The organism is Rhodococcus sp. IEGM 1370 (assembly GCF_033142325.1).
Classification (GTDB): Bacteria; Actinomycetota; Actinomycetes; order Mycobacteriales; family Mycobacteriaceae; genus Rhodococcoides.
On the sequence record NZ_JAWLRY010000006.1, the window covers coordinates 91,115 to 111,435 of the forward strand.

The following is a 20,321-nucleotide window of genomic DNA, read 5'->3' on the forward strand; positions in this document are numbered from 1 at the left end:
TCTACCCTTCGGGTCAAGTAGTTGCTTCGTCAACTACCACGACAGTACACCGAGTAGTTGCGTTGTCAACTAATATGGACCCATGGAATCTCCACGGTGGCTCAGCCAGGACGAACAGTCGGCCTGGCGCGCATACCTCGACGCGACTCGGCTGCTGCTTCGCGATCTCGACAACCAGCTCACTCGCGACTCCGGTATCTCGTTCACCGACTTCGAGTTGCTGGTGGTGCTCTCCGAAGCGCCCGATCGCCGACGCCGCATGAGCGAACTCGCCGACGCCGTCACCACCACTCGAAGCGGCGTGACGAGGGCTATCAGCCGGTTGGTCGAGTGCGGTTGGGTTCGACGCGTCAAATGCGACGACGACAAGCGGGGCATGTCCGCCGAGCTCACCGAGTCCGGCCTCAGCACCCTCGCCGAGGCCAGTCCAGGGCACGCCGCAGCGGTACGGGAGAACATGTTCGACCTGGTGAACCCAGAGGATCTCGCGGCCCTCACCCGCACTTTCTCGGCAATGCGGAACCACGCGTCGTGACCCTCACCCACATTCCCGGCGAGCAGCGGCATCACTGGTGGAACGAATGGCTCGACTCCAAACAGTCCTTCCCCGCCACCGGCAACTACGACCTGGCGGCGAACGCACACGGGCTGCTGATGGTGCACAACGAGGACACCGTCTTTCCCGGTGAGGGCTTCGATTCGCACGAGCACCGGAACATGGAGATCCTCACGTGGGTACTCGAGGGCACGCTCGCGCACACCGATTCCGAGGGCAATTCCGGACTGATCCGCCCCGGTCTGATTCAACGCATGAGTGCGGGCACCGGCATTCGCCACACCGAACGCAACGCGTCGAGCCTGACCAGCCGCGACAAGCTACGCGTCGTACAGATGTGGATCCCGCCGGATGCCGACGGACGAGTGCCCTCGTACGACGAACTGGACGTGCGCGGCGAGTTGGCATCCGGCGAGCTGGTCTGTGTGGCATCGGGAATGCCGAGCAGAAGTGGAATTCACATCGGCAATCGCTTTGCGGCACTGCACGTTGCGCGGCTCCGGCCGGGGCAGTCCATCACCGTTCCCGACGCGCCGTTCGGTCACGTCTTCGTCGCCGACGGTTCGGCGATGTTCGAGGACATCGGCGATCTCGCCCAGGGTGACGCGGTGCGACTGACCTCCACCGGCGGACACCGTGTGACAGCATCGACCGCGAGCGAAATCATGATCTGGGAAATGCACGCCACCTTCGCCTGAGGGAGTGTCGACTATGCCGACCATCACCACCGACGATGCTGTCACCCTGAACTATCTGGACGAGGGCACAGGCCCGGCCGTGGTGCTCATTGCCGGTTTCTGCGCGCCCGCGACGACCTGGGCGCTGCAGCAGAAAGCGTTGGTGGACGCCGGATATCGCGTTCTGGCGCTCGATCGACGAGGACACGGCGCTTCGGAGGCACCGATCCACGGGGCGTCCATGGAGCGACACGGACGCGACGTGGCGAACTTCCTGTCCGAGGTGGGCGTCGACGAGGCCGTCTTGATCGGCGGCTCCATGGGGGCTAGCACCATCTGGTCGTACATCTCGCAATTCGGCACCGAGCACGTACGAGCCGTCGTATCAGTGGATCAGACGCCGAAGATGGTGAACAGCTCCGACTGGAAGAACGGCTTCTACGGTCTCACCGAGGACAACCGAACGACGTTCTTCGACAACGGAATACCCGATACCGGACACGGCCTGCCCAAGTGGAAGTCCGTGCCGTCGCTCCTGAAGCTCACGCTCGCGCTACGTGCGGTTCCGAAGATGGCGTCGCCCGATACCCCGCCGATGAAGGCTCTGCTCGCAGACCATGCTGCCCAGGATTGGCGCGCGACCATCGCAGCAACGGATCGGCCGTACCTGATGGTCGCCGGGCGTGAGAGTCAGTTCTGGCCTGCTGCACACGCTTCCGATTCCGTCGTAGGCAACTCACACGGTCGATCGGTAGTGCTGGAAAAATGCGGCCACGCCGCGAACATGGACCGGCCGAACGAATCAACACGGCAATGCTGGAGTTCCTCGACTCGATCGAGTGAGGTCACGCGTGCGGGTGGCCGCCCAATGCCTCCGCGCACGCAACAAGATTGCGATGCAGCACTTCCCGCTCCTGCGCGGAGAGCGATTCGATCATGGTGCGTTCCACGTCTGCGACGGCGGCCGACGCTTGTCGTAGCCGTTCGATTCCCCGAGCCGTCACGTGCAGGCGTTGGTCTCGACCGGTGCCTTCGATCTCCACCAAGCCATCGCGCGTCAGCCCGGCCAGCAGCTGATGGGTTGCCTGCCGGCTGACGAACACCGCGCGGGCGAGCTCTGCGTTGGACAGCCCCGGCTTGTGTGCGAGGAGTTCGAGGCTCGAATACTGCGAGACCGTGATGTCGAGTTCGCGGAGGCGGTCGTCCATCGCCGAACGCAGGGCGGAGGTTGCCCGCTTGAGGGCGTAACCGATCGAGGTGTCGAGGTCCACTTGACTCATGTCAACATCTTGACATACATTCCAACCGTCAAGAACTTGACGACCATCTCGAAAGGACCCCACATGACCACGGCTACCGTTTCCGGACCGAGCTTCCTCTCTCTGCAAGTACGCGACCTCGCCGTCAGCGCAGACTTCTACGAGAGCCGGCTCGGTCTGGTCCGCGCTCCCCAGGCACCCCCCGGAGCGGTGGTGTTCACAACCTCACCCATCCCGTTCGCCGTCCGAAACCCAACTCCCGGAACCGATCTCGACAGCGGACAGGCGGGACTGGGGGTAGCCCTGTGGCTCTCCTGCGACGACGCCGAGGCGCTGCACGAGTCACTGGTCGCCGCCGGCGTGCCCATCCTGACAGCACCCTTCGACGGCCCATTCGGTAAGACCTTAGTCCTGTCCGACCCGGACGGATACGCCGTGACCGTGCACAGCAGTTAGTTCCGAAAGCGCGGCGGCCATGAGACCCTGAAACCGCCACGGCCTCCGCAGAGTAGGGACCTTCACCATTCTCAGAGCCTTGATCGACCGGACCATCGCGGCATCCAATGCACCACGAAAGCCCGCCAAACCACCAGGCCCGATCCTATTGACATTCACCACAAGCGTCGTCGCCGCCTGGGTCTGTCTGTCCAGAAGTTGGTGGCCGTCCCCGTACGGCGAGCTGACAGGACCTGACCGGTTGCTCGTCGCACTGATTGCAACCGTGGCACTGCTGATCATCGGCCTGATCTGGGCCATCCGGGTTCTCCACGTCATCGGCCAGGATCGACGATGGTCGTGGTGAATAGTGCCCGCTCCGATCATCGTCGGCATCGGGGCGACACTGTTGATGCTGTCGCCGTCGGCGTAGTTCCGCAGACAACACCTACCTATACAGCAGTAAGTTCCGAAAGAACTATTGCGAAATATCTCTTTCGGGTTATGGTTGTCGTATGACCCCACCACCTCAGGATCGGACGCCACGGAAGCTGACGGACATGTCCGAGCTGAAGGCGCTGACGCATCCCATCCGGCTGCGACTGCTCTATGCGTTGCGCGCCAACAAGTCGATGACAGCGACCCAGCTCGGCGATCTGGTGGACGAGTCACCCGCCTCGGTGAGCTATCACCTGCGGAAACTCGCCGAGCACGGGTTCGTGAAGGAGGTCGAGAACGGATCGGACAAACGTCAGCGCTGGTGGTCGGAGGCCAACGAGAACGGGTTCAGCTGGTCCGAGAACGACTTTGCGGACTCACCCGAATCGCTACAGGTTGCGAAAGCATCCAAGGACTCCTGGTTGGCACACCAGTGGTCGCGTCTGCGCAACTTCGATCGAACATCCGAATCGTGGGGTCCGGAGTGGGTATCGGCTGCCTTCAGCACCGACAACGTCCTGCGACTGACCGCGAGCGAAACCGCCGAGATGGACGTGGAATTACGTGCCGTCGTGGACAGGTGGCGTCGACATGGGGAAGCCGCGACCTCGGGGGAGCGCGAACACGTCATGGTTCTGATGCACGGATTCCCCACGACACCATAGGAGTTGGCATGTATCCGTTCGATCCGCACACGTACCTGTTCATCGCCCGGCACGATCGCGAGTTGCATGTGCTTCGAGCCGAGCGCCGCAGACTGGCTGCTGCCCAGAAACGCCTGCGCCGCGACGAACTTCGCGTTCAGCGCGCATGGGACCAGTTGACGGCATCGCTCGCCGATGTCTGCGTATCCGAGCAACGGGTGCTCGAGCTCATTCATCGGTAAGGAAAGCGGCCACTACTTCGCGGCAGCCCGCTTGGCGAGTACCTTCGAGATCCCCAGCTGCGCAGCGACGATGATGCCGCCCACGATCGCGCCGATGATCGCGGACGCGAGGGTGTTGACGATCCACGCCAGCACTCCGCCGATGCCGGCCACGCCTCGTACGGCATCCTCGCCGTGGTGCACGAGTTCGTAGATCGGATGGAATCCGAGCTCGTCGATACCGACGAGCAGGATGTGTCCGCCGACCCACAGCATCGCCGCGGTGCCGACGACCGAGAGCACCGACATGACCTTCGGCATGCCCTTGACCAGGCCTCGGCCGAACTTCTCCACGAATCCGGTGGAGCCGTCGGCCAGTTTGAGACCGATGTCGTCCATCTTCACGATCAGCGCGACGACTCCGTACACGACGATCGTGATGACCACGGCGACAACCGCCAGGATGATCAGGCGGCTCCAAAAGTCCTCTGCAGCAATGGTGTCCAGCGCGATGACCATGATCTCGGCGGACAGAATCAGATCGGTGCGCACTGCGCCGGAGACAACGGTGTCCTCGTCGCGCGGCTCGTCCTCGGCGGCGGCGTGATGGTCGCCGTGGCCGAACAGCGCGCCCCAGATCTTGTGCGCGGCCTCATAGCTGAGGTAGCAGCCGCCGAGCATCAGAATCGGCGTCAACAGCCACGGTAGGAACTGACTGAGCAACAAGGCGATCGGCAGAATGATGAGCAGCTTGTTGCGCAGTGAGCCCACGGCGATGCGCTTGATGATGGGCAGTTCACGTTCGGCTGCGAGACCGCGAACGTACTGCGGCGTCACTGCTGCGTCGTCGATCACGACGCCGGCGGCCTTGGCCGTCGCCTTGCCTGTCGCCGCACCGACATCGTCGATGGACGCAGCTGCCAGACGCGCCAGCGCTGCCACGTCGTCGAGCAGGGCTACGAGTCCGCCGGCCATCACAAACCTCCGCGTCGATACGAGAACACCACTGGGCTCCTCATGATGCGAGCCCTTGGAACCCTACCGTCCGCAGGTGGTCTGTGATCGCCGTCCGGCCCCTCCTTGTCGGTGGCTACGCGATCTTGCGCTCCTCCTCGACCTCGACGACCTTCGCAGGCGGCAATCCGATGCTCGGGTCGTGTCCTCGGAAATTCTTCAACCACCAGCTCCAGTCCTCGGGCACCAGCGAGAACGGGTCACCGTGGCCGAGCTCGCGTGCAGCCCACACCGGCCAGTGCGGGTTGGCCAGCGCCGGACGACCGAGCAACACCACGTCGATCTTGCCGTCGCGGATCACGGCGTCCGCATTTTCCGGAACACCGAGGTTCCAGCTGCACGTCACCGGAATATCCAGCTCACGCTTGACCCGCGCGGCGCGCTCGACCATGAACCCCATGTCGCCGAACGGCGGGTCCACCATGTCGTCCGTGTTGAAGCCGAGGCTGACATCGGCCATATCCAGGCCGTGTTCCTTCATCCATCCGATGGCGATCATGGATTCGTCGAACTGAACCCCGTCGGGGTGATGGTCGTCCGAGCCCAACCGCATGGTGAGCGGGTACTTCTCGGGCCACACCTCACGCACCGCGTCGAGTGCCTCGAGGTGGAACCGTGCCCGGTTCTCCAGGCTTCCGCCGTACTGGTCGGTGCGCTGGTTCGCCAGCGGGGAGAAGAAGCTGGCACCGAGATAACCATGGGCGTAGTGCATTTCGAGCCACTCGTACCCGGCTTCCGCAGCACGAACAGCTGCGTCGGCGTAGCTCTGATGGATCGCCTTGATCTCGGGCACGCTGAGTTCGTGGACGGGGAACGAGTGGTCGCCGCCGTAGGGAATCGCCGACGGCGCAACACACTCCCATCCGTCGGGATGGTCTGCCGGAAGCTGGTGTCCGCCCTGCCACGGTGGCACTTCACTGCCCTTGCGTCCGGTGTGGCCCAGCTGAATCGCCGGAACCGATCCCATCTGCTTGATCATCGCCGTCACGCGAGCGTGACCCTCGATCTGATCGTCGTCGTAGATCCCGGCGCATCCGGGAGTGGTGCGTCCGTCAGGCGTGATCGCAACCTGCTCCGGGAACACCATCCCGAAGCCGCCTGCCGCACGCGCACCGAGATACATGAGGTGGAAGTCGTTCATCTTCCCGTCGACGGCGCGGTACATCGTCATCGGCGACATGGCGATGCGGTTTCGAAGCGTGACGCCCTTGAGCGTGAACGGACTGAAGAGATCGGGCATGGCAGTGGTCCTTTCCTCGGTAGAACCACCTCATCACCTGGCAGGTTTCGACCGACTACACCGGTGGTGCAAATCGGTGACGGTTTTCTCACCGTCCAACTCACCCGAGTGTGAGGGCCGATCTTCACTGCCGGTACGAGCTCATGAAGTTGCCCAGCCGCTCGAGCGCCGTTGCGAGATCGTCCACGTTGGGCAGGGTCACCAGTCGGAAGTGATCGGGCACATCCCAATTGAATGCGCGGCCGTGGCTGACCAAAATCTTCTCGGACTCGAGCAAGTCGAGGACGAATTTCTCGTCGTCGACGATGCCGAAGCGTTCGGTGTCGAGTTTGGGGAACATGTACAGCGCACCCGCTGCCTGCACGCAGCTGATTCCGTCGATGGAGTTGAGCATGCGATGCGCCAGATCGCGCTGCGCGGTCAGCCTGCCCGCCGGAAGTAGGAGATCCTCGATCGACTGCCGACCGCCGAGCGCGGTCTGTATCGCGTGCTGCGCCGGGACATTCGCACACATGCGCATATTGGACAGCAGGGTAATGCCCTCGATGAAACTCGCCGCGCGCCGACGCGGGCCCGTGATCGCCAGCCACCCGGCACGAAATCCACACACTCGGTAAGCTTTCGACAGACCCGAATAGGTCAGGCACAGAACATCTTTGCCCGTCAGAGTGGCGAGATTGATCATCTCCGCACCGTCGTAGACGATCTTCTCGTAGATCTCGTCGGCCAGCAGAATGAGATCGTGCTTCCGCGCCAGGTCGACGAATCGCTCCAGTGCCTCACGCGGATACACCGCTCCCGTGGGGTTGTTGGGATTGATCACCACGATCGCACGGGTGCGGGGGGTGATCTTGGCTTCGAGGTCCTCGAAGTCCGGGGCCCAGTCCTGGCTTTCGTCGGCCAGATAGTGGACGGGTACGCCCCCGGCGAGAGCCACCGAGCCCGTCCACAGCGGATAGTCGGGCGACGGGATCAGGATTTCGTCTTCAGGGTTGCACAAGGCCTGCATCGTCATGGTGATCAATTCCGATACCCCGTTGCCGAGGTAGACGTCGCCCACGTCGAGATCGGTCAGGCCTTTGGTCTGGTAGTACTGGACCACCGCGGTGCGGGCAGAGAACAGGCCCCGGGAGTCCGAATAACCCTGTGCGGTAGGGAGGTTGCGGATCATCGCCATCATGATCTCGTCCGGTGCCTCGAAACCGAACGGGGCAGGATTGCCGACGTTGAGCCGCAGGATCGCGTGCCCCTGCTCCTCGAGTTCTTCGGTCTTGTCCAGAATGCGTCCACGAATGTCGTACCGCACGTTCTCGAGCTTGCGCGCTTGATCGATCGATTTCGTCATTTCGAAAACTCCTCCTGCCGAACGGTCGGCGACATCCGGGTCCGGACCGCCACTGTTGCACACACGATGACCGCCGCTCCACCCACGAGCACCGGCCAGGTCAAGCCCTCGCGCAGGATGATCGCGGCCCAGCAGATGGTGAGCACAGGTTGGATCAACTGGACCTGGCTGACGCTGGACATCGGACCGATCGCCAATCCCCGGTACCAAGCGAAGAACCCCAGGTACATACTCACCACCGCCAGATACCCGAAGGCTGTCCACTCGGGCGCACCGGCTGTCGAGGGTTGCTGCCACCACGCGAACGCGGCCGATGCGCCGGTGACCGGTACGGACACGACCAGCGCCCACGACACCGTCTGCCACGCGCCTAGTTCTCGCGACAACAGGCCGCCCTCGGCGTATCCCACCGCCGCGGCCACCACTGCTCCGAGCAGCAGCAGATCCGACCACTGCACACCCGTCGACTGCCCGCCTTGCAGAGCAGCGAATCCGACTGCGACGGCAGCGCCCACGCCTGCGACCAACCAGAACATCGGCCGCACGGGTTGCCGTTCGCGGACAACAGCGACGACGGCGGTGGCGGCCGGCAACAATGCGATGACAACGGCGCTGTGCCCGGCCGATGCAGTGGTGAGGGCGTACGAGGTGAGCACCGGGAAGCCGATGACGACACCGGCCGCGATCACCGCGAGCCGCATCCACTGCCGCCCCTGAGGGAGCCGTTGCCCAGTAGCGGCGAGCGCTACCGCAGCCAATGCGGCGGCGACTACAGCGCGTCCAGTTCCGACGAAAAGCGGGGACAGGCCCCCGGTGACGGCGACGCGGGTCAGCGGCACCGTGAACGAGAACGCCGTGACGCCTGCCAGGCCCCAGAGCAGTCCGGCGCGGGATAGCAGACCCGCCCCAGACCGAGTAGCGCTACTATGCTGTGTCATGTCCGACGATAGCAGTTCCCGGATCGTGTCTGCACTGAGAATATGGATTGCGACTGCGCCACCGGAAGCCCGGCTGCCGTCCACCCGCGCCCTGGTCGCCGAACATTCGGCAAGCCCGGTCACGGTTCAGAAGGCTCTCCGCACGCTCATCGCGCAGGGCGTCATCGAAAGCCGGCCTGGCGTCGGCACATTCGTCAAGACGGTGCGCACAGCGCGCCCCAACGATTACGGGTGGCAGACTGCGGCTCTGGGAGCGCCGGACAATCGACTGCAACTGCCAGCGGCTCTGCAGTCGACCTCGAGCGACGTGATCGCTCTGCATTCTGGCTACCCGGCCCGAGAGTTGTTGCCGGAAAGGCTTGTTCACGCGGCATTCACTCGCGCCTCCCGCACCGACGCGGTGATCGACCGACCACCCACCGCGGGCCTGCCGGAACTGCGGGCATGGTTCGCCGCCGAGTTGGGGGCGTCGACACCGTTGGGCATCACGCCACCGTCGGCCAGTGACGTCGTCATCATCCCCGGCAGCCAGACCGGACTCAGCACGGCATTTCGGGCGCTCGTCGGAGCCGGTCGGCCGTTGCTCATGGAGTCCCCGACGTACTGGGGCGCGATCCTTGCTGCCACGCAGGCAGGTGTCCGCGTCGTACCGATACCCAGCGGCGTCGACGGTCCGGACCCCGACGCGCTCGCTCGGGCATTCGCGCACACCGGCGCTCGGGCGTTCTATGCCCAACCCACGTTCGCCAGCCCCACCGGTGCACAGTGGTCGCCCACATTGTCCGAGCAGGTCCTCGCCACTGTTCGACGCCACGGCGCGTTTCTGATCGAGGACGACTCGGCCCACGATTTCGGCATCACCGCGGAGCCGAGTCCGCTGGCCGCACGGGACGACGCCGGGCATGTCGTCTACCTTCGCTCACTCACCAAGACGGTGTCACCCTCGGTTCGCCTGGCAGGCCTGATTGCTCGCGGGCCCGCACACGAACGCATCCTCGCCGATACGGGAGCCGAATCGATGTATGTCAGCGGGATTCTGCAAGCCGTGGCGCTCGATGTGGTCACGCAGCCTGCCTGGCGAACCCACCTGCGGCGGTTGCGTACTCAGCTGGCTTCGCGTCGAGACTTGTTGGCGAACAGCCTCATCGAGTTCGCACCGCGTGGACATCTCGACGCGGTGCCCCGAGGTGGACTCAATCTCTGGATGCGACTGAGCGACGACGCAGATCTGGAACGCATTGTGCGAGAATGCAAATCGGCGGGCGTCATCGTCGGGGCCGGCGACGACTACTTCCCCGCCGAACCAACCGGAAAGTACCTTCGACTCAACTATGCGGGCCCCAACCCCGGGGAGTTCGCCGACGCGGCGCGCACGATCGGTTCGATCATCTGAGACCGTTGGAGGCATCGACGGCGAACGTCGACTTCCGACCCCACACGAACCAGACCAGGGGACCGAGGAACGGGAACGCCAGAACGACGAAGATCCACACTGCGCGACCGGCGACGGTGTAGTTCGGCGATCCGATGATGCTGACCAGCGCAGCAACGAACAGTACGACCGCGCCGAGCACTGCCACCAGAACGACGGTTCCCAACCCCCACCCCAGCACCTGCTCGGTGGTGGACGGTTGCTGAGACAGAAGTGTTACGGCGTGCATGACGGTTCCTCCGATATAGCTGTTTCGTTGACCTGGACAACGTTACGAACCGGCAGGCCGCGCCACATCGGTCTGCGTGGGTATTTCGTCGTACATCTCGAGATGTACGACGCGGTCCGGGTCGGCCCCGTTGTTCAGTCGACCGAACGACACAAGCCTTTGGGGCACAGACAATTTGGCTCCGAACGATCATCCGAACAAGGGATATCCGACGCGGTTCCGTTGTGTCACCATCGCTGAGACGGACAGCCCGTCCAATACTTTCGGTGGAGGAATTGTGTCGAGCAAGAGTGGAATTCGTAAGAACCTGGCGCGCCGTTCGGTGGCGGTGGCCCTGACCGCCGCAGCGTTCACATTGGCCGCGCCCTCGTCGGCCCTGGCCCAGCCCGAACTCGGCCCGATCGTCGACAGCGGCAGCGCCATCGTCGACAGTGGCAGCGCGATTCTCGACGGCGGGAACATCATCGACAACGGTGTACGCATTCTCGGCAGCGGAAGTGCCATCGCCGGCGACATCCTCGGGATCGACACGGGTTCGGCGAACGGAGGTATCGCGACCCAGCAGTGCAACGCCTCGACACTGTCGGGCGAAGAGGGCCTGACGGAGACCCTGCACGAGTTGGGTCGAACCGGACCGACGTCGTTCGTTCTCAGCTACGACACCGTCGACGTTCCCGATCAGATCGAGGTGTTCTACCAGGGCGCACTGATCCACAACACCGGCTATGTCGGCGGCAGCACCGGCGTCGGCTCGGTGGTGGTGGCAGTTCCGCCCGGCGCAGCAACCAATGTTCTGGTGCGCGTCACCGGACCGGTCGGCACCGTCTGGACCTACACCGTGAGCTGCCCGGCCTGAGGTAGAGCTACCCACGACAGGCCCCTCCGGGCTACGTTGTCGCTGAGCGACGTGACCTGGGGGGGCTGTGCACAACGTCAAGAGCGACTACGCCGCGTGGATGGAACTGGGGCCGGGCGGCCTTCCCGCGAACGTGGGCGGCTGGCTGATCACCACTGCCCTGAGGCCACTTGCTCGACGCGATCCACTGACGGTCGCCGGCACATCGAGTCCTGGCCTGCACTGGCATCTCGAACAGCGCCCCGGGACTCGGCCGGCGATCGCGCCGCACCCCATTCCTCATCGCCAACTCACCGATCGAGGTACCCATGCTTCGATCGAGCGTCTGACTGCCGCCGTCGCCGAACACGCCGGACCGGAATCGCCGTTTCACATGGAGCGCAGTCGATTCGAGCGACGAGGCGACGCGCTGTACGTCTCGGACATCAGTGCTGCCGCGCCGTGGATATCCCGAACGAAGGGCGAAGTTCTGCACGTACACGAGAGCGAAGGCTCGATGCACGTGGTGATGCAGCCGGACGACGCCCAGACCGTCATCTCCGCCGGGTGGGGCGAACTGCACCCTTTGGCCGGACGCCCGGTCCTCGGGTTGCCCGAGACCTACGTCTTCCTCTACGCACCACGAGACTCCGACGACATCTACGGAATCGAACAGATCATCGGTCGCGCGGTCTCCACCGCGAGGGCCTGATCCTCCGCTCGAGCGGGCGATCACCGGTTTTCATCGGACGCGCCTGTCAGGTGACGGAGCATGTCTGCTTGCGTGATCGCAAGCATCGCGTCGAGCATCGGTTGGTCGACGATCCGTCGTTGCCGCAGTGACACAGCGCCGTTCATCGCCGCCCAGGCATTCAGAACCAATGCACGGGGGACGACGTCGGCACCGGCATCCTCCACCGCTCGCGTCACCGAATCGATGAGTCCTCCGAGTGCAGTGTCGATCCTGTTCTTCGCCTCACCGACCGATGCGGACTCGGACCTGTCCACATCCGTCAACGCCAGCAGTCGCAGCGCCAGCGGATTCTCGCGGTGGAACGCGACGTACCGATCGAGGAACTCGGCAACTACACGGATGGGGTCGTCCGCGCCGATGGGCGCAGACATCTGCTCTACGTGAGTGAGCGCCGTTCGCCACGCCAATGCCGCATAGACGTCGACCTTGCCTGCGCCGAAGTTGGCATAGATCGAACTCACTGCCACATCTGCTGCTGCAGTGAGCATCTCGATCGTCGTCCCGCGATAGCCGTGCCGAAGGAACAGCGTCTGACCGGCGTCGAGCACAGCGTTGTGCGTTCGACGCTTCCGCTTGTCGGTGGGGGTATCCAAGACCATAACTTTATCGTACTCTGAAACCGATATCGGAATCTAATTACGATAGAGGGGTAGCGATGACAGCCAACGAAGTACAGGCACCGGACAGCGGCAGCGCGGCGATGACCATGTTTCTCCCGCAGTCACCGTTCGTTCAGCAACTGGGCATCGAGCTGGTCGACATCGACGAAGGCACAGCTCGGCTGCGGCTGCCGTACCGCGACGAGCTGTCCACCGTCGGCCAGATGCTGCACGGCGGCGTGATCGCCGGCTGCATCGATATCGGGATCATGACCGCCGCATGGGCCGGATCCGCAGTGCCCGAGAAGCTTCGGGGCGTCACGGTCTCCATGTCTGTGCAGTTCATGGAGCCGGTATACGCCGAGGGTGTCGACATCGTCGGTACCCGGATGCACGCGGGTCGGAGCCTGAAGACGTGTCGAGTCGACATCGTCGGGACCGAATCCGGCCGCCTCGTCGCGACCGGTACGGGAACCTACAAAGTCGGCTGAACTCTGGGCAGAAGCTGCCGAACATGTGACGATCGATGAATGACACTCGACGACATCGTGAACGTGGTCGCAAGCTTCGAGGGCACCGTGACGCAGCGCCCACGAGAGGGTGATGGAGCTCCCGAACTCGCTTGGGGCGATGCGTTCTTCTACTACTCACCCGACGGGACGATCCCGACGACGCAGCCGTTCGCAACCATCGTGACCAAGAACTATCCGGGTGACGAGCTGTCCCAACTGAACAGGCCAGGCGCGTTCCGCGTCAATATCGTTGCAGGAAAGCAGGACTTCGAGAGGATTCTGGGAGTGCCGCCCCGCGAGGCCGCCCACGCACCCCAGGCCGACAGCGACGATGTCATCGCCGCCCATCCTCAATACGGCACCGCCGGCTGGCTTTCGGTGGTCAACCCGTCGGCGCAGACCGAAACACACGTTCGGGAACTACTGGACTCCGCCTACGACGTTGCCAAGAGCGGATACGAACGACGCCAGGGCTGATCAGCCGAAGAAGTCGTCCATCGATCGGGACAGCCCGTCGACGTCCAGGCCGTTGGCCCGATCGTGTTCGGCCACTGTGCCGTACTTGCGACGCTCTCCGGGCTCCACCCCGATTCCCAACACCCGATGACGCACATCGGCCATGGCCCGATCGATCTCCAGCACAGACGTTCCCGCGAGATACGGCTCGACGATCATGATGTCCGGCGCCGTCAGCGTCTCTCGTAGAGTGGCACTGTCGAAGGGCCTGATCGTCGACGCATGCAGCACCGTCAGGTCGCGCCCCGACGCCGCGGCCAGAACTCGGTCCGTCATCGGTCCGACGGAGATGACCGTTCCCGAATTGCCCTGCTGCAGAACGGTGAACCACCCGTCGGACCGTCCGTACGGGCGATCGTTGCACACCCCGTCGAGCCTGAGGTACACGCGATCGTCGGTGGCCGCCGCGCCGTGCAGCATCCACTCGACCTCGTCTACGTGACCGGGGACGTGGACCGTCCACTCGCCCAGCGTGTCGAGGAGTGCGACATCTCGCTGACCGAAATGAGTCTCGCCGCCCTGCGGCCATCCGTAGGACCCGCCGGAGCTCACCAGGATCGCTCCGACGCCCTGGTGCCCCAGATCGAGCTTCACCTGCTCGAAGGGTCGCTCGATCAGAAACGGCGGGAAGGTGTGCACGATCGGCCGCATTCCGGCCAGGGCCAGACCACCGGCGACACCTATCATCGCCTGCTCTCGAATCCCGACGTTGATCACCCGCGATCGAATATCGGGGGTGAGGTGCGGTTCCAGATATCCGACTCCGATCTCCGCCAGCACCAACGCTGTTCGCTCGTTCTGCGCCAACAATTGGGGCACCAGACTGTAGAAGTACTCGCGTTGATCCAGCGATGCACTCATCAGCTCTCCTTCTTTTCGACGTGAGCGACCACCACGTGCGGACGGCCTGCGTGATCGGCGCGAAACGCCTGGCGAAGAGCACTGTGGTCTCGACCGTCGACGTCAGAGGTGAGCCACCCCTCGACGGCGAACCGCGAGGCGATACCTCCGGGCCAACCCAGACCGGCAGAATCGTTGTCGATCACCACGGCGGTCAAATTGCCCAACTCGGTCCGCGCAGCGAATTGGATGGCCTCCATATTGCTGCCCTCGTCGAGTTCCGCGTCGCCGATCAGCACGAAGACTCGGGCAATGCGCTTCTGAATCCGCAGCGCGACAGCAGTTCCAGCGGCCAGCGCCAGACCATGACCGAGCGATCCGGATCCGATGTCGACCCCGGGAATGAGCGTGCGGTCCGGATGATTACCCAGCGGAGAGTGGTAGCTGCCGAACGAGGCGAGCTCGGAGGGCGTCAAGAATCCACGTGCCGCGAGCACGGCGTAGTACGCCATCGGGCCATGCCCCTTGGACAGATAGAACCGATCACGATTCGGGTCATCGGGATTCGTAGGATCGAGCCGCAATATGTCGGAGTACAGCACCCACAGCACATCCAGCGTCGAAGTGGCACTGGTGCTGTGCTTTTCGTCGCCCGTCATCAATGTCATGAGTTGCGGTAACTCGCCGTAAGTCCTTTGCATGACCCCACCCTGCAACCTCGAGCGCACTCGAGGTCAAGAGCTCTGTGGGTGGTGCGGTGGGTGTCCAACGTTTGCGCTCCGAGGCGCTTTCCAGATTCTCGAGGGGAATTGTGGACACTGAGCGCACCACCGCCCGTAGTCTCCAGACATGCCGCGAACACACCTCGCTGTAGCGGGGACGTCCATCGACTGCGCCGAGCCGGCGGAGCTGGCTCGCTTCTACCTCGCCCTACTCGGTGGAGAGCTGTTGTGGGAGAACCCGTCGAGCTCGGGCATACGCACGCAGGCAGGCCTGAATATCGTTGCGCAGAAAGTAGCGAACTACATTCCGCCCGTGTGGCCGTCGACGTCGATCGTGCACTTCGACCTGGACGCAGAAGGGGACCTCGCGGGATCTGTTTCCTACGCAGTCGAATGCGGAGCGACCGAGGCGACGGACCAGCCTGACCCCCGTTGGCGCGTTCTCCTCGACCCTGCAGGCCACCCCTTCTGCATCACCACGGAGGTGTACGACGGTTGACGGTCGATACCGAATTGCGACGCTGAGTCGTTGCCCATACCGGGGTGCGGTGACAGCATGAAAGGCATGAAGGCCAAAGAACGCCCCTGGAAGCGTTACGGGCTTGCCGTGTTGCTCGCCGCACTCGCGTTCCTGACGATCAGCGACCTCGTATCCGATCCTTCTGCCTGGAACTGGTCGAAGCTGGTTGTGCTGGCTGTAGCCGGTCCGTTCATCTGGTACGGAGAGAGCCGGCCCCGGACGTCCCCGGAGAAGATCGGGCCCGAGGCCGTACCCGCCGAGGATGTCGACGCGGTGGTCGCAGAATCCGGCAGAACTGTCCACGCCATCAAAGCGCTACGAGAGATGCATCCCGGTCTCGGACTGCGCGACGCCAAGAATCTCGTTCAACCGGATCACTGACGGGGGAGAAGTCGATGACATCGGTCAGCGGTACACGTGCCGTCCAGGATGCCGCCGAATTCATCGAGGCTGCGCAGCTGTTGATCGATTTCAATCGCGAGTACGACTACCCGGTGCCCGAGCCCGACTGGCTTGCAGCACATCTCGATACTCTGGTGAAGTCGGGCGACACCAGCGTGCTGACATTCGGGACTCCTGCCATCGGTGTTGCGGTACTGCGCTTTCGGACCGGTACTCTCAGCGCAGACCTCGAGGCCTACCTCGCCGAGCTCTACGTCCAGCCCGGTGTTCGCGGGAAGGGCTACGGCACAACCTTTCTCGACGACGTCATCCAGCACGCGCGCGGCAGGGGTGCCACCTACATGGACCTCAATACCTCCGAGGACGACGAGGCGGCGCGACACGTATACGAAAAGCGTGGGTTCGACTGCCACGAAGGCCGCGGCGAGGGACCGAAGGCTCTCTACTACGAACTCGAACTGAACTGACGCAGGAGATGTACCCTGGCTATATGGTTAGCCGAGATAACAGCTCGACGTCGTTCGGGACCGTCGCCGACGTGTACGAATCCGCTCGCCCCGAGTACGCGTCGGCCGCGGTCGAATGGCTGTTGGAACCGGTTCTCGAGGTCGGCAGGCGTCCTCTTGTCGCGGACGTCGGAGCCGGCACCGGCAAGCTCACCCGCATCATCGTCGCTGCAGGGTGCGACGCCGTCGCCGTCGACCCTGATCCCGCCATGCTCGACGCCCTGCGCGACGCAGTGCCCGGCGTTTCCGCCCACGTCGGCACTGCCGAGTCCCTCCCGTTGGAAGACGGAAGCGTGGATGCCGTTCTGCTCGGACAGGCCTGGCACTGGGTCGAGCCAGTGGCCGCGTCACGCGAGATCGGCCGGGTTCTTCGTCCGGGCGGCACCCTGGGACTGATCTGGAACCTTCGCGACGAATCGCAACCGTGGGTTCGGCGACTGAACTCGGTGGTCTCGCGCGGTGGAGCCCTGACCATGTTCGACGACGGTCCACCGCCGATCGCAGAACCGTTCCATCAGCTCGACGAGGAGCGGTGGACGTGGTCGCGGACGGTGACTCGGTCCCAGTTGACCGACCTGGTTCGGTCGCGCAGCTTCTACATCACTGCCACCGCCGATGAGCGCAGCCGCATCGATCAGGATCTCGCCGCACTGTTCGACGAACTGATCCTGAACGGCTCGACGACGATCGACCTTCCCTACGTGACCAGAGCGTTCCGCACCACGATGCCGATCCGATGATGCTTCCCGCGACCTCGGAAGTCGCCACAGCCGAACAAAACGAATACGATTCCCAATAAGTGGGTCAGGTTCGAATGCGAGGAGCTACAACATGGCGTTTCCGATCATCGTCGCGAAGGCAGTATCGACGGTCGTAACAGGCGCAGTCGGCGTCGCCGCATACAACGGTGCCAAGAAGCTGTACGACAAGGCTCCCGTCCGCAAGGCTGCGGTATCGGCAACCGAACTCGGTCTCCGCGCCGCACGAAAAGCCGAAATCCACGCCGAATCAGCGCGTTTGGCTGTGTCCGATGTCGTTGCGGAGGCACGCGACCGACTCGGCGAGGAGGTACCGCCACCCTCGGCCACCGAAGTCGGCCACGGCCACTCGCACTGACCGCGACAGCACGCCGACTATGACGACGCTCGTCGAACACTCGCTCGATGCGGCTCCCGACCGCGCGGATGGCATCGAAATCCTGTCCGACGCAGCCGGCCGCATGCGGCTCCGCGTCGACTGGCTGCGGTCCAGTCCGGGTCGCGCGGTCGCCGTCGAAGACCACGTCGACAAGATTCGCGGCGTGCGGGCCGTCCACGCGTATCCCCGCACCGCATCGGTTGTGGTCTGGTACTCCCGCTCCCGCATCGACCGGGCCGAGTTGTTCGACGCAGTGAACGCCGGTCGCACCACCGACTGGGGACTCGTACCGGTCCGTAGCCCACGGTCCGCGGACGTCAACAACGGCGACGTCCTGCGCATGACCATCGGCGGGGCCGCGCTGGTCCTGCTCGGCTTACGTCGCTACGCCTTCCGGCGGCCACCCATCCTCGGCCCCACCAGCCGTGTCGTGGCCACCGGAGCCACCATCTTCACCGGCTATCCGTTCCTGAAGGGAGCGCTGCGCTCGCTGGCCGGAAACCGGTCCGCCGGCACCGACGCGCTCGTCAGCGCTGCCACTGTGGCAAGTCTCGTACTCCGCGAGAATGTCGTTGCCCTGACCGTGCTGTGGCTGCTCAACATCGGCGAATACCTGCAGGAGCTGACCCTCAAGCGCACTCGTCGGGCAATCTCCGATCTCCTGACCGGCACGCAGGACACCGCATGGATCCGGCTGCCCGACGGTTCCGAGATCTCCGTGGACGTCGATCGGCTGGAGATCGGCGACGAGGTCGTCGTGCACGACCACGTCGGCGTTCCGGTGGACGGGACCGTCGTCGATGGGGACGCGGTGGTCGACCAATCGGCGATCACCGGTGAGACACTGCCGGTATCGATCGTTGCAGGCGACCGCATCCACGCCGGATCCGTCGTGGTTCGTGGTCGCATCGTCATCCGTGCGTCTGCGGTGGGCCGCGATACGACGATCGGTCGAATCATTTCCCGTGTCGAGGAAGCGCAGGAAGACCGCGCCCCGATTCAGACTGTGGGAGAGAACTTCTCACGTCGGTTCGTACCCGCGTCGTTCATCCTGTCGGCTCTCACGCTCGTGGTCACCCGCGATGTCCGACGAGCGATGACCATGCTGCTCGTCGCATGCCCGTGCGCGGTGGGTTTGTCGACTCCGACGGCCATCAGCGCCGCTATCGGAAACGGTGCTCGCCGAGGCATTCTCATCAAGGGCGGATCGCATCTGGAACAAGCAGGCAGAGTCGATGCCTTCATGTTCGACAAGACCGGAACCCTCACCGTCGGGCGTCCCGTCGTCACCAATGTCGTGTCGTTTCAGGACGACTGGGAGCCGGAGCAGGTACTCGCATACGCGGCCAGTTCCGAAATCCATTCTCGACATCCGTTGGCCGAGGCCGTGATTCGCAGCACCGAGGAACGCCACATCGTCATTCCTCCGCACGAGGAATGCGAGGTGCTCGTCGGTCTCGGCATGCGCACTGTCTCAGACGGCCGGACCTTGCTGCTGGGCAGTCCTTCGCTGCTGCGCAGCGAGAACGTCGACGTGTCCGAGTATGCAGCCGACTGGGTTTCGCGACTTCAGCGTCAGGCCGAGACCCCATTGCTGCTCGCTGTCGACGGGGTGTTGGTCGGGTTGATCAGCCTGCGTGACGAGGTCCGGTCGAATGCTCTGGAAGTACTGAACGCCCTTCGCGCCGACGGTGTGGAACGCATCGTCATGCTCACCGGAGATCACCCCGAGACCGCTGCGGCCGTAGCCGCCGAACTGGGCATTGCCGAGTGGCGAGCCGAGGTGATGCCCGACGACAAACTCGAAGCCGTCCGGAAGCTACAAGAAGAGGGTTACGTCGTCGCGATGGTCGGAGACGGCACCAACGACGCTCCCGCCCTCGCCGTCGCGGATATCGGAATCGCAATGGGCCTGGCGGGCACCGATGTCGCCGTCGAGACGGCCGATGTAGCTCTGGCCAGCGACGACCTGACACGGTTGCTCGACGTTCGCGATCTCGGCCGACATTCGGTGTCCGTCATCCGGCAGAACTACGGAATGTCGATCGCTGTGAATGCACTGGGCCTCGTGGTCAGCGCCGGTGGAGCACTGTCTCCGGTGCTCGCCGCGATTTTGCACAACGCATCCTCGGTCGCGGTGGTGGGCAACAGCTCACGACTGATCCGATACCGAATCTGATCAGTAGCGCCCGAACGCGATCGAGGTACTCGACGAAGTCCGCTACTTCGCGCCGCGGAAGTACGGTTCGACCGTGCCCTTGAGCTTGACGAGCATGGGATTTCCGAAGCGATCCTTGGCGGTGGGGACTTCGACTCGCACCCAACCCTCGGTCACGTTGTATTCGCGGACACTGGTCTTCTCGACGCCGTTGAAGCGAATACCCACGTCCCGCTGAAGAACTTCTTCGTTGTAGAAGGGGCTCCGCGGATCGATCGAGAGGTGATTCGGTGGAACGTCTACGTTCTGGTCCTCTGGCATGGATCACTTTCGTCGAATGCGGCGTCAGGTGCTCGGTTGATTCACAGCGAGAATACGCGATCCCGCGCTGA

27 protein-coding genes and 1 pseudogene are annotated in these 20,321 nt (G+C 63.8%); 18 read left to right on the forward strand and 10 right to left on the reverse strand.

What is annotated here, in order from left to right:
• Positions 1-82 precede the first annotated feature (82 nt).
• From R4P47_RS11060 to R4P47_RS11070, 3 genes and pseudogenes are all read left to right on the forward strand, one after another.
• Positions 83-535: a MarR family winged helix-turn-helix transcriptional regulator gene (locus R4P47_RS11060; RefSeq protein ID WP_094669507.1), complete on the forward strand. Its 453-nt coding sequence runs from the start codon at positions 83-85 to the stop codon at positions 533-535.
• Entirely contained in the window at positions 532-1,254 is a 723-nt protein-coding gene (locus R4P47_RS11065) for a pirin family protein (protein ID WP_317533040.1), read from the forward strand. The genes R4P47_RS11060 and R4P47_RS11065 overlap by 4 nt, the downstream gene beginning before the upstream one ends.
• A gap of 13 nt (positions 1,255-1,267) precedes the next feature.
• Positions 1,268-1,975 (forward strand): annotated as a pseudogene (locus tag R4P47_RS11070) (alpha/beta fold hydrolase); the annotation flags it as partial.
• A gap of 103 nt (positions 1,976-2,078) precedes the next feature.
• On the opposite strand, the gene R4P47_RS11075 reads toward R4P47_RS11070, so the two are convergent.
• Positions 2,079-2,513, reverse strand: a complete 435-nt coding sequence (locus R4P47_RS11075; RefSeq protein ID WP_269596015.1) for a MarR family winged helix-turn-helix transcriptional regulator — start codon at positions 2,511-2,513, stop codon at positions 2,079-2,081.
• A gap of 63 nt (positions 2,514-2,576) precedes the next feature.
• Between R4P47_RS11075 and R4P47_RS11080 the strand changes: the two genes are divergently transcribed.
• The 4 genes from R4P47_RS11080 to R4P47_RS11095 all read left to right on the forward strand — a co-directional run bounded on the left by R4P47_RS11080 (position 2,577) and on the right by R4P47_RS11095 (position 4,251).
• Positions 2,577-2,948: a VOC family protein gene (locus tag R4P47_RS11080; RefSeq protein ID WP_317533039.1), complete on the forward strand. Its 372-nt coding sequence runs from the start codon at positions 2,577-2,579 to the stop codon at positions 2,946-2,948.
• A 148-nt stretch (positions 2,949-3,096) separates the two neighbouring features.
• Positions 3,097-3,294 (forward strand): hypothetical protein, encoded by a 198-nt coding sequence (locus tag R4P47_RS11085; RefSeq protein ID WP_317533038.1) that lies wholly within the window; start codon positions 3,097-3,099, stop codon positions 3,292-3,294.
• A gap of 148 nt (positions 3,295-3,442) precedes the next feature.
• A complete protein-coding gene (locus R4P47_RS11090; protein WP_317533037.1) occupies positions 3,443-4,030 on the forward strand; it encodes a helix-turn-helix domain-containing protein in 588 nt (195 codons plus the stop codon).
• 8 nt (positions 4,031-4,038) lie between these two features.
• Complete coding sequence (locus tag R4P47_RS11095) at positions 4,039-4,251, forward strand: hypothetical protein (protein ID WP_269596018.1); 213 nt, start codon at positions 4,039-4,041, stop codon at positions 4,249-4,251.
• Between the two features lie 12 nt (positions 4,252-4,263).
• On the opposite strand, the gene R4P47_RS11100 is transcribed toward R4P47_RS11095, so the two are convergent.
• The 4 genes from R4P47_RS11100 to R4P47_RS11115 all read right to left on the reverse strand — a co-directional run bounded on the left by R4P47_RS11100 (position 4,264) and on the right by R4P47_RS11115 (position 8,767).
• On the reverse strand, positions 4,264-5,205 hold the full coding sequence (locus R4P47_RS11100) for a DUF808 domain-containing protein (protein ID WP_094638341.1): 942 nt from the start codon (positions 5,203-5,205) through the stop codon (positions 4,264-4,266).
• A 115-nt stretch (positions 5,206-5,320) separates the two neighbouring features.
• Entirely contained in the window at positions 5,321-6,484 is a 1,164-nt protein-coding gene (locus R4P47_RS11105) for an NADH:flavin oxidoreductase/NADH oxidase (RefSeq protein WP_269596020.1), read from the reverse strand.
• Between the two features lie 124 nt (positions 6,485-6,608).
• On the reverse strand, positions 6,609-7,829 hold the full coding sequence (locus R4P47_RS11110) for a pyridoxal phosphate-dependent aminotransferase (protein ID WP_149406755.1): 1,221 nt from the start codon (positions 7,827-7,829) through the stop codon (positions 6,609-6,611).
• The gene (locus tag R4P47_RS11115) at positions 7,826-8,767 is read right to left on the reverse strand and encodes a DMT family transporter (RefSeq protein WP_269596021.1); all 942 of its coding nucleotides are present in this window, start codon (positions 8,765-8,767) and stop codon (positions 7,826-7,828) included. The genes R4P47_RS11110 and R4P47_RS11115 overlap by 4 nt, the downstream gene beginning before the upstream one ends.
• Between R4P47_RS11115 and R4P47_RS11120 the strand changes: the two genes are divergently transcribed.
• The gene (locus R4P47_RS11120) at positions 8,766-10,160 is read left to right on the forward strand and encodes a PLP-dependent aminotransferase family protein (protein ID WP_269596022.1); all 1,395 of its coding nucleotides are present in this window, start codon (positions 8,766-8,768) and stop codon (positions 10,158-10,160) included. The genes R4P47_RS11115 and R4P47_RS11120 overlap by 2 nt on opposite strands.
• On the opposite strand, the gene R4P47_RS11125 is transcribed toward R4P47_RS11120, so the two are convergent.
• A complete protein-coding gene (locus tag R4P47_RS11125) occupies positions 10,153-10,428 on the reverse strand; it encodes a PLD nuclease N-terminal domain-containing protein (RefSeq protein ID WP_269596023.1) in 276 nt (91 codons plus the stop codon). The genes R4P47_RS11120 and R4P47_RS11125 overlap by 8 nt on opposite strands.
• A gap of 277 nt (positions 10,429-10,705) precedes the next feature.
• On the opposite strand from R4P47_RS11125, the gene R4P47_RS11130 reads away from it, so the two are divergent.
• Together R4P47_RS11130 and R4P47_RS11135 are read left to right on the forward strand one after the other, a co-directional pair.
• Positions 10,706-11,284 (forward strand): hypothetical protein, encoded by a 579-nt coding sequence (locus R4P47_RS11130; protein ID WP_269596024.1) that lies wholly within the window; start codon positions 10,706-10,708, stop codon positions 11,282-11,284.
• Positions 11,285-11,351: 67 nt separating this feature from the next.
• Positions 11,352-11,975 (forward strand): hypothetical protein, encoded by a 624-nt coding sequence (locus R4P47_RS11135; protein ID WP_317533036.1) that lies wholly within the window; start codon positions 11,352-11,354, stop codon positions 11,973-11,975.
• Positions 11,976-11,995: 20 nt separating this feature from the next.
• Here R4P47_RS11135 and R4P47_RS11140 read toward each other — a convergent pair whose 3' ends face one another.
• Positions 11,996-12,616, reverse strand: a complete 621-nt coding sequence (locus tag R4P47_RS11140; protein ID WP_317784752.1) for a TetR/AcrR family transcriptional regulator — start codon at positions 12,614-12,616, stop codon at positions 11,996-11,998.
• A 56-nt stretch (positions 12,617-12,672) separates the two neighbouring features.
• Here R4P47_RS11140 and R4P47_RS11145 point away from each other — a divergent pair, with 56 nt between their 5' ends.
• The gene (locus R4P47_RS11145; protein ID WP_317784753.1) at positions 12,673-13,107 is read left to right on the forward strand and encodes a PaaI family thioesterase; all 435 of its coding nucleotides are present in this window, start codon (positions 12,673-12,675) and stop codon (positions 13,105-13,107) included.
• Between the two features lie 39 nt (positions 13,108-13,146).
• A complete protein-coding gene (locus tag R4P47_RS11150; protein WP_317784754.1) occupies positions 13,147-13,605 on the forward strand; it encodes a DUF6194 family protein in 459 nt (152 codons plus the stop codon).
• On the opposite strand, the gene R4P47_RS11155 is transcribed toward R4P47_RS11150, so the two are convergent.
• Both R4P47_RS11155 and R4P47_RS11160 read right to left on the reverse strand, forming a co-directional pair.
• Positions 13,606-14,505, reverse strand: coding sequence for a transketolase (locus R4P47_RS11155; protein WP_317784755.1), 900 nt, complete (start codon positions 14,503-14,505; stop codon positions 13,606-13,608).
• Complete coding sequence (locus tag R4P47_RS11160) at positions 14,505-15,185, reverse strand: thiamine pyrophosphate-dependent enzyme (protein ID WP_317784756.1); 681 nt, start codon at positions 15,183-15,185, stop codon at positions 14,505-14,507. The genes R4P47_RS11155 and R4P47_RS11160 overlap by 1 nt, the downstream gene beginning before the upstream one ends.
• Positions 15,186-15,333: 148 nt before the next feature.
• On the opposite strand from R4P47_RS11160, the gene R4P47_RS11165 reads away from it, so the two are divergent.
• The 6 genes from R4P47_RS11165 to R4P47_RS11190 all read left to right on the forward strand — a co-directional run bounded on the left by R4P47_RS11165 (position 15,334) and on the right by R4P47_RS11190 (position 19,950).
• Positions 15,334-15,705, forward strand: coding sequence for a VOC family protein (locus R4P47_RS11165; RefSeq protein WP_317784757.1), 372 nt, complete (start codon positions 15,334-15,336; stop codon positions 15,703-15,705).
• Positions 15,706-15,762: 57 nt separating this feature from the next.
• Entirely contained in the window at positions 15,763-16,107 is a 345-nt protein-coding gene (locus R4P47_RS11170; RefSeq protein ID WP_317784758.1) for a hypothetical protein, read from the forward strand.
• Between the two features lie 14 nt (positions 16,108-16,121).
• A complete protein-coding gene (locus tag R4P47_RS11175; protein WP_317784759.1) occupies positions 16,122-16,595 on the forward strand; it encodes a GNAT family N-acetyltransferase in 474 nt (157 codons plus the stop codon).
• Between the two features lie 23 nt (positions 16,596-16,618).
• A complete protein-coding gene (locus tag R4P47_RS11180) occupies positions 16,619-17,374 on the forward strand; it encodes a class I SAM-dependent methyltransferase (RefSeq protein WP_317784760.1) in 756 nt (251 codons plus the stop codon).
• 91 nt (positions 17,375-17,465) lie between these two features.
• Entirely contained in the window at positions 17,466-17,750 is a 285-nt protein-coding gene (locus R4P47_RS11185) for a DUF1490 family protein (RefSeq protein WP_068049254.1), read from the forward strand.
• A gap of 19 nt (positions 17,751-17,769) precedes the next feature.
• Positions 17,770-19,950: a cation-translocating P-type ATPase gene (locus R4P47_RS11190; protein WP_317784761.1), complete on the forward strand. Its 2,181-nt coding sequence runs from the start codon at positions 17,770-17,772 to the stop codon at positions 19,948-19,950.
• 42 nt (positions 19,951-19,992) lie between these two features.
• Here the strand turns inward: R4P47_RS11190 and R4P47_RS11195 are convergent, their stop codons facing one another.
• Positions 19,993-20,250, reverse strand: a complete 258-nt coding sequence (locus R4P47_RS11195) for a DUF3297 family protein (protein WP_269596037.1) — start codon at positions 20,248-20,250, stop codon at positions 19,993-19,995.
• Positions 20,251-20,321: the final 71 nt, after the last annotated feature.